We start from the raw sequence: 12,540 nt of genomic DNA on the forward strand, positions 1-12,540 counted from the left end.
CTTCCCCCGGACCCCCATCCCCTCCTTTTCCTAAACTTTTTGGTGCCACTTCGCGGTAAGAGGGAACGGTTGTTTTGGTTGTTGTTGATTGATGTTGTATGGGCGCGAGGTGTGGGTGTAAAACTAATTGTTTTCAGTGTCCATTAGGGATGCTAATGAGTGGGCATGTTGGATTACAAGTTGATCGAAGCGTTTGCCGCCGTGGTCGGGGAGGGCGGATTCGAGAAAGGGGCGCGGGTCCTGCACCTGACCCAGGGGGCCGTGTCCCAGCGTGTCAAGCTGCTGGAGGAGCAGGCCGGGTGCGTGCTCCTGGTGCGTTCCTCGCCGCCCCGGCCCACCGCTGCCGGGCAGGCCATGCTCAAACATTACCGCCAGGTACGGCGCCTTGAAGAGGACCTGGGCGCCGGGCTCGGCCGGACCGACGCCGGGTTCGACACCATGACCGTGGGCGTCAACGCCGACTCCTTGGCCACCTGGTTCTTCCCGGCCGTCAACGCCTACCTCGACGCCGAACCCGTGCTCCTGGACCTGTCCGTGGACGACCAGGCCGAGACCCTCAAGCTCCTCAAGGCCGGGGATGTCCTCGGCTGCGTCGCGGACCGCCCCGAACCGGTCCAGGGCTGCCGCGTGGAGTACCTCGGCGACATGGACTATCGCCTGTATGCCACTCCGTCATACAAAATGAAATGGTACAGTAACGGCGCGGTGTTGAATGCCGTTGAAATGGCTCCCATCCTCGTCTTCAATCGCAAGGACGTCATGCACGAGGTCCTGCTGGCCGAGGCCCTGGGCCAGCGGCCCAACCTGCGGTCGCCCTTCTATCTGCCCTCGTCCGAAAAGTTCGCCCCGGCCATCGCCACGGGCCGGGTGTCGGGCATGCTCCCGGACCAGCAGGCCGCGCCCTACCTGGAACGCGGCGAACTCGTCGATCTCCTGCCCGGCCACGTCTTCACCGTGCGCCTGCACTGGCAGTGCTGGAACCTCGAATCCGCCCGCCTGGCCTCCTTCACCGACGCCCTGGTCCACGGCGCGCGCTCCCTGCTCGCCCAGCGCCCCTGAGTTTGCCCATCCCGACCCTTTGTTGTATTTACCGGAAAAACATCCGCCGCCTTCAAGGAGTTACGCATGAAACGGTTCGCCCTGGCTCTGTCCCTCCTCACCCTCTTCTTCGCCTACGGCTGCTCCAAGACATACTATTCCGCCATGGAGTCCATGGGCTACGACAAGCGCGAGATCCTGTCCGACCGGGTCGAGAAGGCCCGGGAATCCCAGAAGGACGCCAAGGAACAGTTCGCCACCGCCCTGGACCAGTTCAAGTCCGTGGTCGACTTCGACGGCGGCAAGCTCCAGGCAGTCTACGAAAAGCTCAATGACGAATACGAGGACTGCAAGGACCAGGCGGACGACGTCAAGGCGCGCATCGACTCCGTAGAAGACGTGGCCAACGCTCTGTTCGACGAATGGAGCGGCGAAATCAAACAGTACTCCAACGCCAAACTGCGCCGGTCCAGCGAACAGAAACTGGCCGCCACCAAAAAGAAATACAACGGCCTGATCAAGGCCATGCGCAACGCCGAAAAGAAAATGCACCCCGTGCTTAACGCCTTCCACGACCAAGTCCTCTACCTCAAGCATAACCTCAACGCCAAAGCCATCGCCTCGCTCCAGGGCGAACTCACCTCCATCCGCTCCAACGTGGACTCCCTCATCAAGGAAATGGACAAATCCATCGCCGAAGCCGACTCCTTCATCAAGACCCTGGAATAACACCGACTTCTGACGATAAAGGGGCCCACAACCGATGGTTGTGGGCCCTTTTTTTGGTCGCCTCCGGCGGGCCCTCGCCGGGCGGGCGTCTCCGACGGCCAGGGAACCTTTTGAAAAAGGTTCCCTGGACCCTCCAAAACTTTTTGTGTGCCTTCGGCAGGGGCGTGTGGGCGCGAGGTGGCGGATTGTTGCGCGAAGTGTTCGCGCCGGGCGTCCACGGGCCTCGGAGGGCCGTCCGGCGCGAACACTTCGGGACGGTAGCCAACGCCGCTGGCGGGGTGTCGCGGACGCGCGATTTTGGTTTTGCGGCGTTTTCGAACGGCGGCGAAGAGGCTTTTTGGGGGAATCTCTTTTCATAAAAGAAAAACCCGCGATTTCGGGCAGAAAAAACGGCTTGCTCCTTTTGCGAAGAAGCACGCCGTCCGTTCCGTTTTTTCTGCCCGAAATCGCCAACCGGCACGGCGGAAGGCGTTCCTTGCCAGCCTTCCTTGCCGCACGCACCTGAGCGAAGCGAACATGGGGGTGCAGGGGGCTTTGCTCCCTGCCGGGTCCAGGGCAGCGCCCTGGTCCCCCCGAAGGGGCCGCCGGAGGCATCCCCCCCTCTCCCTAAGGTCGTCCCCGCAATATCTCACGCAGCGTCACCAGCCCCTGCTTCAGCTGGTCCAGGGACTCGGTGCCGGTGAGCGAGACGCGGGCGGCGCGGGGGGCGGGGCTTTGGCCGACCACGAATTTTTCGGCGCCGAAGACGTTGACGCCCTGTTTGGCGGCGGCCTGCTCCAGGGCGTGGCCGGTCCAGGGTTCGGGCAGTTCGAGCCAGAGGAAAAAACCGGTGGATTTGCCGTGGAAGCGCAGGCCGTCGAGGATATCGCAGGCAAGCATGTAGCGGCGGGCGGCTTCGGCCTGTTTGGCGGCCACCACGCGGTCGGCGGTGCCGTCGGTGATCCACATGGCGGTCAGTTCCACATTCAGGGGCGGGGCCATCCAGATGGTGTTGAGCACGGCCTGGGCCAGGGGCTTGAGCATGGATTGCGGGGCGACGGTGAAGGCCACGCGCAGGCCTGCGGCCAGGGATTTGGACATGCCTGCGATATACACGGAGCGGTGCGGCACGCGGTTGCCCACCGGGGCGATGCGGGCGGGGTCGGTCAGGTCGTAGGCGTCGTCCTCGATGAGGATGAGGTCGTGCCTGTCGGCTAGGCGGGCGATGTCGTTGCGCCAGGCGTCGGGCAGGGTCACGGTGGTGGGGTTGTGCACGCCGGGCATGAGGTACAGGGCCTTGATTTCGTCGCGGCGGCAGGCCGCGTCCAGGCTGGCCGGGACCATGCCCTGCTCGTCCATGGCAATGGACACCAGTCGCAGGCCGAGCATGGCGGCCAGGGTCTTGAGGCCGGGATAGGTCAGGGCGTCCACGGCCACGCGGTCGCCGGGCCGCAGCAGCCCGCTAAGGGCGCAGGTCAGGGCGTGTTGGGACCCGGCGCAGACGATGACGTCCTCGGCCTTGGCCGGGACGCCGAACCGTTCGGCCCAGAGCGCGCCCGCCCTCCGGTGCTCGGCCTGGCCTCGCGGGTCGGAATAGCGCAGCAGCGCGGACGGGTCCTTGCGCCGGGCGATGCGCCGGAACCCCTCGGAGATTTCCGGGTCTAGGTGGTCGAGCGGCTCGATGAGTCCAAGCTCGAGCATGCCGGGCGCGCACGGCTCGAAGGAGACCATGGCCGAGTTGGTCACCGCGTCCGAGGTGACGAAGGTGCCGCGTCCGACCGTGGCGGACACCAGCCCGCGCTTCTCGGCCTCGCGGTAGCCGCGAGTCACTGTGGACACGTTCAGCCGCAGCGCGTCGGCCAGGTCGCGGTGCGTAGGCAGCCGCTCGCCGGGCGCGAGCGTCCCGGCCGTGATGTCCCGTTCGATGGCGTCCGCCAATTCCACGTACAGGGGGCCTTCGCCCCGGGCCAGTGCGGGTGCGTATATTGTCATGCAGACAATATATCCATTGACTCCACACAAAGTCAACCGTACCCCTCTAAGGACGAAAAATCGCAGCAGGGCCGCCCGAAAGCACTGCGGTCCGGGGAGTTACCGCCATGAACATGGAAACATACGCCGCCTTCGTCCTCTTCGTCATCGTCATGACCGGCACGCCCGGCGCGGGCAACCTGACCATGATGGGCATCGGTCAGACCACGGGCTTCAAGTCCGCCATCCCCTTCCTGATCGGGGCGACCGTGGGCGCGGTCAGCCTGGACACCATGGTCTCCCTCGGCCTGGGCAAGATCATCCAGACCTCTCCCAACCTCTCGATGATCATGAAGGTTTGCGGAACGTGTTACATCCTGTATCTCGGGTGGAAACTGCTGACCATGCGGCTGGGCAGCCACACGGTGAACCGGCGGTTCACCTTCTGGGAGGGGGTCATCCTGCATCCGCTCAACCCCAAGAGCTGGGCCATGGCCCTGGTCGGGTTCACGCAACTGGCCGACCCGGCCGTGCCGCTGGTGCAGCAGGTCGTCGTCTTCGTCCTGACCTTCATGGTCTTCCAGGTGTCCTTCCACTCGGCCTGGGGGCTGGCCGGGACGGCCATCCTGCGCACCCTCAAGTCCGGGGCCGTGCTCACCGGGGTCAACTGCGTGCTTGTGGCGGTCATGGTCGGGGCGACCATGTACGCCCTGTTCGTCTAGCCCTTGGGGCGGATCATCTCCTCGGGCACGACCACCCGGTCGAACTCCTCGGCCGTGACGAAGCCGAGCTCCAGGGCCGCCTCGCGCAGGCTCTGCCCGGTCTTGTGGGCGTGCAGGGCGATCTTGGCCGACTTGTCGTAGCCGATCACCGGGGCCAGGGCCGTGACCAGCATGAGCGAATGGGCCACGTGGGCCGCGATGCGCTCCCGGTCGGGTTCGAGCCCCTTGAGCAGATGCTCCGTGAAGCTGTGCATGCCGTCGCCGAGCAAACGCGCCGAGTGGAGCACGTTGCGCACGATCAGCGGCTTGTACACGTTCATCTCCAGCACCCCGCCCGTGCCGCCCAGGGTCACGGCCAGGTCGTTGGCAATGGTCTGGAGCGAGACCATGGTCAGGGCCTCGCACTGGGTCGGGTTGACCTTGCCCGGCATGATCGACGAACCCGGTTCGTTGGCCGGGATGATCAGCTCGCCCAGTCCGGCGCGCGGCCCGCACGACAGCAGCCGGATGTCCGACGCGATCTTGTTCAGGGAATTGGCCAGGGTCTTGAGCGCCGACGACACGTGCACCAGCGCGTCGTGGCTGCCCTGCGCCGCGAACCGGTTCCGGGCCGGAACGAACGGCAACCCGCTCAATGCCGCGATATGCCCGATGGCCGCCTCCGCGAACCCCGGCCAGCTGTTCACCCCGGTGCCCACCGCCGTGCCGCCCAGGGTCAGTTCGAACGCGGCCTCGAGCGCCGCCCGGACCCGGCCCTCGCCGTCCTCCAGCATCGCGGCGTACCCGGAAAACTCCTGGCCCAGGGTCAGGGGCGTGGCGTCCTGCATGTGCGTGCGCCCGATCTTGACGATCCCGTCCCAGGCCTCGGCCTTGCGCGAAAGCTCCTCCCGCATGGCGGCCAGCGAAGGCAGTAAGCGTTCAATAATTGTAGTTGCTACAGCCATATACATGACTGTCGGAAAGTTATCGTTAGTTGACTGACTCATGTTGACGTGGTCGTTGGGGTGGACCGGCTTCTTGGAGCCGACGGGCCTGCCCGCCAGCTGCGAGCAGCGGTTGGCGATGACTTCGTTCACGTTCATGTTGAACTGCGTGCCGCTGCCCGAGATCCACACCGGCAGCGGGAACATGTCCGCGTGCCGCCTGTCCAGGATCTCATCGCAGACCACCACGATCAGGTCGCGCCGCTCCTTGTCCAGCTTCCCGGCCTCGGCGTTGGCCAGGGCGCATCCCTTCTTCAGGATCGCGTACGCCCGGATCATCTCCCTGGGCATCAGCTCGCCGTCTATGGTGAACAGCGTCAACGCCCGTTGCGTCTGCGCGCCCCACAACGCCTCTTCCGGTACCCGGACCTCGCCCAGGCTGTCCGTCTCGATTCGAAACATGCGACCTCCATTGGTTGCTTTTGCCCACGATAGCCCATCACGGAGGCCCGCTCAACACAAGGATTGGTTTTTGTCGATGCCTCCGAAAAGGCCTCCGGCGGCCGGGGCGCTGCCCCGGACCCCGCCAGGGAACCTTTTGGGAAAAGGTTCCCTGGACCCTCCCAAACTTTTTGTGTGCCTGCGGCAGGGGCGTGCGGAAGCGGGGTGACGGGCTGTTACGCGTGCGGGTGGGAGTAGCTTGGCAGGGCGCGAACCCTTAGGGACGGTAGCCAACGCCGCTGGCGGGGCCGCGTCGGGTCTTAGGCCGAGCTTGCTCGGTCTTAGAGCCGTCGACAGCAGCGATAGGGCAGCGCCCTGGTCTCTCCCAAGGAGCTCCCCCCCGGGGAGGGCCGCCGGAGGCCCCTCTCTACCCCGTAATGACGAACAGGTGCATCTCTCTGGGCCCGTGCGCGCCGTGGACGAGCTGGGCTTCGATGTCGGCGGTCTTGGACGGGCCGGAGACAAAGGTGAAGGAGGCGGGGAGTCGGCCGTGCGCCTCGAGCAGGGCGTAGCCTTCGGGCAGGTCGGCCACGAGGCGGTCCAGGGGCAGGACGGCGATGTGGATGGACGGGACCAGGGACACGGCGCGTCCGTGGCCGGGGCCGGAGAGCAGGGCGATGGCGGCGCAGTCGGCGGCGCACCAGTCCGCGCCGGTCACGCCGATGTAGGCCTTTTCGGCGATATCGCGGAGGCGCTGTTTGCCCACGAACTCGTCTTCGCCGGGGTTGAAGCGGGCGACGTCCACGGCGATGGGGTCGTCGGCCAGGAGCGCGGGCAGGTCGAGGCCGTGGAGTAGGGGGTCGTCGTGGATGAGGACGTGCTTGTCGCCGCCCCATTCGGTTTCCGAGACGCAGGCCAGATCCGCGATGCGGCGTCCGGCGTCAGCGGCGTTCTCGGCCACGTGGACGTTGAGGTTCAGGGGCGTGGCGGCCTGCTGGAGCAGGGCGAGGAGTTCGAGCCGTTCGTCGCGGCTGCGGTCGGCGCGCGAGAGCAACCCTTCCAGTTCGTCCTGGGGGCGGCTGGAGAAGAGGGTGGCCGCGTCCGGGGCGTTCTTCCGGCCCAGGGCCTTGCGGATGCGCTTGAGGAAGTATTCTTCGTTAGTCATGGTCGGTCTCGTTGATGCGCTTGGCGTGGTCGGTCTTCCATCGTTCGGCGAAGGTCTTCCTGGCGATGGGCGGGAAGTCGCGGGTGGCGGTCCATTTGGCCAGCGGGCCGACGCCCTTGGAGAGCGCGCCGTTCTTGACGAACGGGGCCTGGGCGATGCGTCCGGCCTTGACCAGCAGGTTGTAGATGGTGCGGCAGGACATGGCCGCGCCCCAGGCCTTGAAGGCCCGCGCCTCGGTCCTGTCCTGGGGTTCGACCTCCCAGGTCTCGTCGCCGTAGGCGAGCATGTGCCGCAGTTCCGAGAGCATGCGCGGCAGGTCGTTGTTGACCGGGCAGATGTCCTTGCACGCGCCGCACAGGGACTCGCCCCGGCAGAGGTCGGCGTGTTGGTTGACGCCCTGGAACAGGGGCATGACCACCGCGCCGATGGGGCCGGGGTAGGGGCCGTTGTAGGCGTGGCCGCCGATGCGTCCGTAGACCGGGCAGATGTTCAGGCAGCCGCCGCAGCGGATGCAGGACAGGACCTCGCGGAACCGGGGGTCGGCGAGCATCTTCATGCGCCCGTTGTCGATGATGACTAGGTGGAATTCCTCGGGCCCGTCGGTCTCGCCGGGCTGGCGGGGGCCGCCCAGGAAGGAGACGTAGGTGGAGACCTTCTGGGCCGCCGCGCCGCGCGTCAGCAGGCGCAGGAGCATGTCGTGCTCGGCCAGGGTGGCGGTGACCCGTTCCATGCCCATGAGGGCGATGTGCACCTTGGGCATGGTCGTGGACATGCGGATGTTGCCCTCGTTGGACACCAGGCAGACGTGCCCGGTCTCGGCGCAGGCGATGTTGCAGCCGCTCAGGCCCATGTCGGCGGTCAAAAGCTTTTCGCGCAGGGCCTTGCGGGCGGCCCTGGTCAGGGTGGGCGGGTCCTCGGAGTAGGGGATGCCGAGCTTTTCCTGGAACAGCCTGCCGATCTGGCGCTTGTTCATGTGGATGCACGGGGCGATGATGTGCGAGGGCGTATCCCCGGCCAGCTGGATGATGTATTCGCCGAGGTCGGTCTCGACCACCTCGATGCCTTCGCTCTCGAACAGGGGGTCCACGCCGATCTCGGCCGAGGTCATGGACTTGCCCTTGACCACGCGCTTGACGTCGTGCTTGCGGGCCACTTCCAGGCAGTAGTGGCGGGCGTCCTCGGCCGTGGCCGCGAAATGGACGTGCCCACCCCGGGCGCGGATCTTTTCGGCCAGGGCGGCCAGTACCTCGTCGAGATTGTTCAGGGTGCGCAGGCGCGCTTCCTTGGCCAGGCGGCGGTGTTCCGGGGTGATCTCGTCGCGCCACAGGGCCTGGGCCGACTTGCCGATGCGGTCCTGGATCATGCGGATGGCCGCGTGCAGCTCCTCGTTGCCGATGGCGTCGCGGGCCAGCTCGGAATAGGTCTTGTCGCTCGGTTGGTTCATGCTATTTGCCCTCCCCGGCCAGGATCTCGGCGATGTGCAGGGCGCGGACGTTGGAGCCCAGGCGGGAGAGGCGGCCCCGGATGTTCATCAGGCAGCTGACGTCGCAGCCGACCACGGCCTCGGCCCCGGTATCCAGGATGGTCTTGACCTTGTCGTCGACCATGGCCGTGGAGATTTCGGGGTATTTGACCGAGAAGGTCCCGCCGAAGCCGCAGCAGCGGTCGGACTCGTCCATCTCGATGAGGGTCAGGCCGGGGGTGTTCTCCAGGAGCAGGCGGGGTTGCCTGCGGATGCCGAGCCCGCGCGACAGGTGGCAGGAGTCGTGGTAGGTCACGGCCCCGTCGAAGCGGCAGCCGAGCTGCACGCCGGGGTCGGTCACGCCCAGGACGTCCACCAGGTATTCGGTGAACTCGAAGGTCTTGTCCGCGACCGTGCGCGCCCGGGCCAGCTGGGCGGGCTCGTCGCGGAAGAGGTCGAGGTAGTGGTGGCGGACCATGTGCACGCAGGAGCCGGACGGGCAGACGATGGCGTCGCTGTTTTCAAAAATGTCGAGGAACCGGCGGGCGGCCTTGGCCGCTTCCCTGCGGTACCCGGAATTGAAGGCGGGCTGGCCGCAGCAGGTCTGGTCAGAGGGGTAGTGCATGCGCACGCCGAGCCGTTCCAGCACGCGGACCATGGCGTCCCCGGTCTCGGGGGACAGGGAATCCACCAGGCACTGGATGAAAAGGGTCACGGTGGGTCGGGTCATTTTACAAAATCCGGAATATGGGTAAGGGTGGCAGGTGCCGGATGTTGCACCCTTCGTCCCCAACTTGCAAGTCCTTTAATGTTGCTATAGAAAAATCGACACGTTAGCGTGTATTACGGGATTGTCCCGGCATCTGTTCCTTTTGAGGGGGGTTTCATGAAACGTTGTCTCTGCATTGTCGCCGTGTTGCTCGTTCTGGGCACGGCCGGCCTCGCCCACGCGGGCAAAGTCCTCATCGACGTCAGCCAGTTCGTCGAGCATCCGGCCCTGGACGCCGTTCTCAAGGGGTTCCAGGACGAGCTCAAGGACGGCGGCATCGACGCCGAATACAAGATCTACAACTCCCAGGGCAACATGAGCATGGCCTACCAGATCTCCACCCAGGTGGCGGCCGACAAGCCGGACATGATCGTGGCCATCGCCACCCCCAACGCCCAGGCCCTGATCAAGCAGTATGACAAGACCGCCAGCCTCAAGGGCACGCCCATGCTCTTCACGGCCATCACCGATCCGCTGCTGGCCGGGCTGGTGAGCAACTACGAGCATCCGGGCGGCGACGTGACCGGCGTGTCCAACCAGATGCCCATGGACAAGCACGTGGAGATGCTCCTCAAGTTCCTGCCGGACATGAAGCGGCTCGGCTTCCTGTACAACGCGGGCGAGATGAACTCCGTGTCCAACCTGAAGCGGATCACCGTCGCCGCCAAGGCGCGCGGCATCGAGATCGTCCCCGTGACCGTGACCAGCTCCGCCGACGTGCAGCAGGCCGCGTCCAGCCTGGTGGGCAACGTGGACGCTATCTACATCCCCACCGACAACACCGTGGTCTCGGCCATGGAGGTGGTCGTCAAGGTGGGGCGGCGGAGCAAGACGCCGGTCTTTGTAGCCGACACGGACTCCGTGACGCGCGGGGCCATCGCCGCGCTGGGCTTCGACTACTACCTGCACGGCCGCCAGACCGGGGCCATGGCCATTCGCATCCTGAAGGGTGCCAAGCCCGGCGACACCCCGGTGGAGTTCCAGAAGAAGCTCTCCTTCCATATCTACCCGGCGGCGGCCGAGAAGATGGGCGTCGTGGTTCCTCCGGCGCTCCTCGAGGAAGCCGACGTGATCCACAAATAGGCGCGGGCGCCGGACCGACGACAAGGGCCGCCCCTCCTTCGAGGAGGGACGGCCTTTTTTCCGGGGTTGCCGGGTCGGGCTAGAAGCGTTCGAAGTCGCTCGCGCCGTCGTCGTCCATGTCCAGGTCCAGGCCTCCCTCGAGCCCGCCGGGCGCGCGGGTCGGCCGGGACGGCGGAAGGGCGGCCGCCGGGGCCTTGCGCACCTGGACGCTGGTGCGCGGTTTGCGGGCGGTGTTGCCCACCTTGAAGAAGGACATGGTCTCCTGGAGCTGCTGGCTCTGACCGGCCAGCTCCTCGCTGGTGGAGGCCATTTCCTCCGAGGCCGAGGCGTTCTGCTGAATGACCGTGTCGAGCTGGTTGATGGCCTGGTTGATCTGGGTCGCGCCCGCGTTCTGCTCGTTGCTGGCCGCAGTGATCTCCTGGACCAGGGAGGCGGTCCGCTCGATGTCCGGGACCAGTTGGCCGAGCATCCTGCCCGCCTTTTCTGCCACCTCCACGCTGGTTGATGAGAGTTCGCTGATCTCGGCCGCGGCCGTGCCCGACCGTTCGGCCAGCTTGCGGACCTCGGCGGCGACCACGGCGAAGCCCTTGCCGTGCTCGCCGGCGCGGGCGGCCTCGATGGCGGCGTTCAGGGCCAGCAGGTTGGTCTGCCGGGCGATCTCCTCGATGATCGAGATCTTTTCCGCGATTTCCTTCATGGCCTCCACGGTCTGGCCCACGGCCCCGCCGGTCTCGCGGGCGTCCGTGGCGGCCTTGGAGGCCAGGGCCTCGGTTTCGCGGGCGTTCTCGGCGTTCTGGCTGATGTTCGAGGCCATCTGCTCCATGGAGGAGGAGACCTCCTCGATGGACGCGGCCTGCTCCGTGGCCCCCTGGGACAGGGACTGGGACGAGGCGGACAGCTCGGCGCTGCCCCCGGCCACGTTGTGGGTGGCCGAATCCACGTCGGCGACCACGGCCTGGAGCCGGGAGACCATGTTGTTCAGGGCCTGGGCCAGGACGCCGATCTCGTCCTGCTGGTCGATGGCCAGGGTGCTGGTGAAATCGCCCTGGCTCATGCGCTTGGCGAAGTCCACGCCCTGGAGGATAGGCCGGGTGATCATGCGCGTCAGCGCCCAGGCCAGGATGACCCCGATGAGGAAGGCGATGCCCAGCCCGATGGCCATGATCGTGGACGCGGCGCCCATGGCGGCAACGGCGGTGTCGGCCCGGTCCTGGGTGGCCTGCACGCCCGCCGTGGCCGAGTTTCTGGCCGCGTCGAGCACGGCCTGACCGGCCGCGTTGCGGCGTTCGCTCAATTTGTTCAGCGCTTCGAAATTATCGGTGAAACTCCGCATGGCGGCGGCGTATTTCTCGACGGACGTCATGGTCGCTTCCAGTTGGCGGATGTTCTCGGGCTTCCGGGTGATGACCTTGAGGGCCTCGTACTTGGCGCGTATGACCGGGAAGCTTTCCAGGGCGCTCTTCATGCCTTCGGGGTCCCTGGCGGCCTGGGCCTTGAAGTTCCCGATGCGGATGCCGTTGCACAGGTCGATGATCTGTTGGACCATGGAGATCTTGCTGTGCCGCTCGGTGAGCTGATCCATGGTCGCGTCGGAGGCGATCTCCCGCTCCAGGGCCTGGTCCTGCGAGTCCAGGAAGTCCCGGCAGTTCTTCATGCAGATGGCCGCGCACTCGTCCATGACCTGCCTGTTCCCGTCCATGGCCGTGATCAGCTTGCGGGTCTCGCCCACCAGGCCGTCATAGCCGGCGATGCCCTGCCCGGCCTTCTCCGCGTCCTGCTTCAGTTTGCCCAGACGGGGATATTTCTCGGCATGGGCCGTGGCCTTGCGCAGGATTCCCCCGGTCTCTTCAAGCTGCTTGCGCCCTTCGGTCCAATAGGCTTCGGACTCGGTCAGGGAATAGCCCCTGAAGGCGTACATGGTCAGCAGGACGGCCCGTTCCAGGTCGCTGGCGATAGCCACCTCCGGGACATATTCCTCGGCAAGTTGACGCGAATCCTCCCCCACGGCCAGCATGTCGTAAATGGCCAGGCCGCCCAGGGCGGCGGCAATGAGTATCAGGCACCCGAAGCCGAGTCCGAGCTTCAGGCCAAGATTGAGATTCTTGAACATATGCCCTCCAAGGTGCGTGGTTGTTGAGCCGGGGAGGCCCGGGGAAGCCGTTGCGGGCGGTTTTCCACCATATGCCCCATTGCATACAGGATCAAGGTAAACGCGGACTATTATATTTAGGTTATAAATGGTTCGTATAGATATAGTG

At 65.8% G+C, this 12,540-nt stretch carries 10 protein-coding genes; 4 read left to right on the forward strand and 6 right to left on the reverse strand.

Annotated elements, in window-relative coordinates; genetic code table 11:
- Positions 1–165: 165 nt before the first annotated feature.
- Both AB6M95_RS13055 and AB6M95_RS13060 read left to right on the forward strand, forming a co-directional pair.
- Positions 166–1,059 carry a LysR family transcriptional regulator ArgP gene (locus tag AB6M95_RS13055; protein WP_371387199.1) on the forward strand — a complete coding sequence of 298 codons (894 nt, stop codon included), beginning with the start codon at positions 166–168 and terminating at the stop codon, positions 1,057–1,059.
- Between the two features lie 66 nt (positions 1,060–1,125).
- Complete coding sequence (locus AB6M95_RS13060; protein WP_371387200.1) at positions 1,126–1,767, forward strand: DUF2959 domain-containing protein; 642 nt, start codon at positions 1,126–1,128, stop codon at positions 1,765–1,767.
- A 606-nt stretch (positions 1,768–2,373) separates the two neighbouring features.
- Here AB6M95_RS13060 and AB6M95_RS13065 read toward each other — a convergent pair.
- The gene (locus AB6M95_RS13065; protein ID WP_371387201.1) at positions 2,374–3,738 is read right to left on the reverse strand and encodes an aminotransferase-like domain-containing protein; all 1,365 of its coding nucleotides are present in this window, start codon (positions 3,736–3,738) and stop codon (positions 2,374–2,376) included.
- A 107-nt stretch (positions 3,739–3,845) separates the two neighbouring features.
- On the opposite strand from AB6M95_RS13065, the gene AB6M95_RS13070 reads away from it, so the two are divergent.
- Entirely contained in the window at positions 3,846–4,439 is a 594-nt protein-coding gene (locus AB6M95_RS13070) for a LysE family translocator (protein WP_371387202.1), read from the forward strand.
- Here the strand turns inward: AB6M95_RS13070 and AB6M95_RS13075 are convergent.
- From AB6M95_RS13075 to AB6M95_RS13090, 4 genes are all read right to left on the reverse strand, one after another.
- On the reverse strand, positions 4,436–5,824 hold the full coding sequence (locus AB6M95_RS13075) for a class II fumarate hydratase (protein WP_371387203.1): 1,389 nt from the start codon (positions 5,822–5,824) through the stop codon (positions 4,436–4,438). The two genes, AB6M95_RS13070 and AB6M95_RS13075, sit on opposite strands and share 4 nt — an antisense overlap.
- Positions 5,825–6,230: 406 nt before the next feature.
- Positions 6,231–6,968, reverse strand: a complete 738-nt coding sequence (locus tag AB6M95_RS13080; RefSeq protein WP_371387204.1) for a LutC/YkgG family protein — start codon at positions 6,966–6,968, stop codon at positions 6,231–6,233.
- A complete protein-coding gene (locus AB6M95_RS13085) occupies positions 6,961–8,412 on the reverse strand; it encodes a LutB/LldF family L-lactate oxidation iron-sulfur protein (protein ID WP_371387205.1) in 1,452 nt (483 codons plus the stop codon). Before AB6M95_RS13085 ends, AB6M95_RS13080 begins: the two co-directional genes overlap by 8 nt.
- Before the next feature lies 1 nt (position 8,413).
- Complete coding sequence (locus AB6M95_RS13090) at positions 8,414–9,160, reverse strand: (Fe-S)-binding protein (protein ID WP_371387206.1); 747 nt, start codon at positions 9,158–9,160, stop codon at positions 8,414–8,416.
- Positions 9,161–9,316: 156 nt separating this feature from the next.
- Here AB6M95_RS13090 and AB6M95_RS13095 point away from each other — a divergent pair, with 156 nt between their 5' ends.
- Positions 9,317–10,282: an ABC transporter substrate-binding protein gene (locus AB6M95_RS13095; RefSeq protein ID WP_371387207.1), complete on the forward strand. Its 966-nt coding sequence runs from the start codon at positions 9,317–9,319 to the stop codon at positions 10,280–10,282.
- Positions 10,283–10,361: 79 nt separating this feature from the next.
- On the opposite strand, the gene AB6M95_RS13100 is transcribed toward AB6M95_RS13095, so the two are convergent.
- Positions 10,362–12,392 (reverse strand): methyl-accepting chemotaxis protein, encoded by a 2,031-nt coding sequence (locus AB6M95_RS13100; RefSeq protein WP_371387208.1) that lies wholly within the window; start codon positions 12,390–12,392, stop codon positions 10,362–10,364.
- Between the last annotated feature and the right edge of the window lie 148 nt (positions 12,393–12,540).

Source organism: Pseudodesulfovibrio karagichevae, assembly GCF_041414475.1.
In the GTDB taxonomy this organism is placed as follows: domain Bacteria; phylum Desulfobacterota; class Desulfovibrionia; order Desulfovibrionales; family Desulfovibrionaceae; genus Pseudodesulfovibrio; species Pseudodesulfovibrio karagichevae.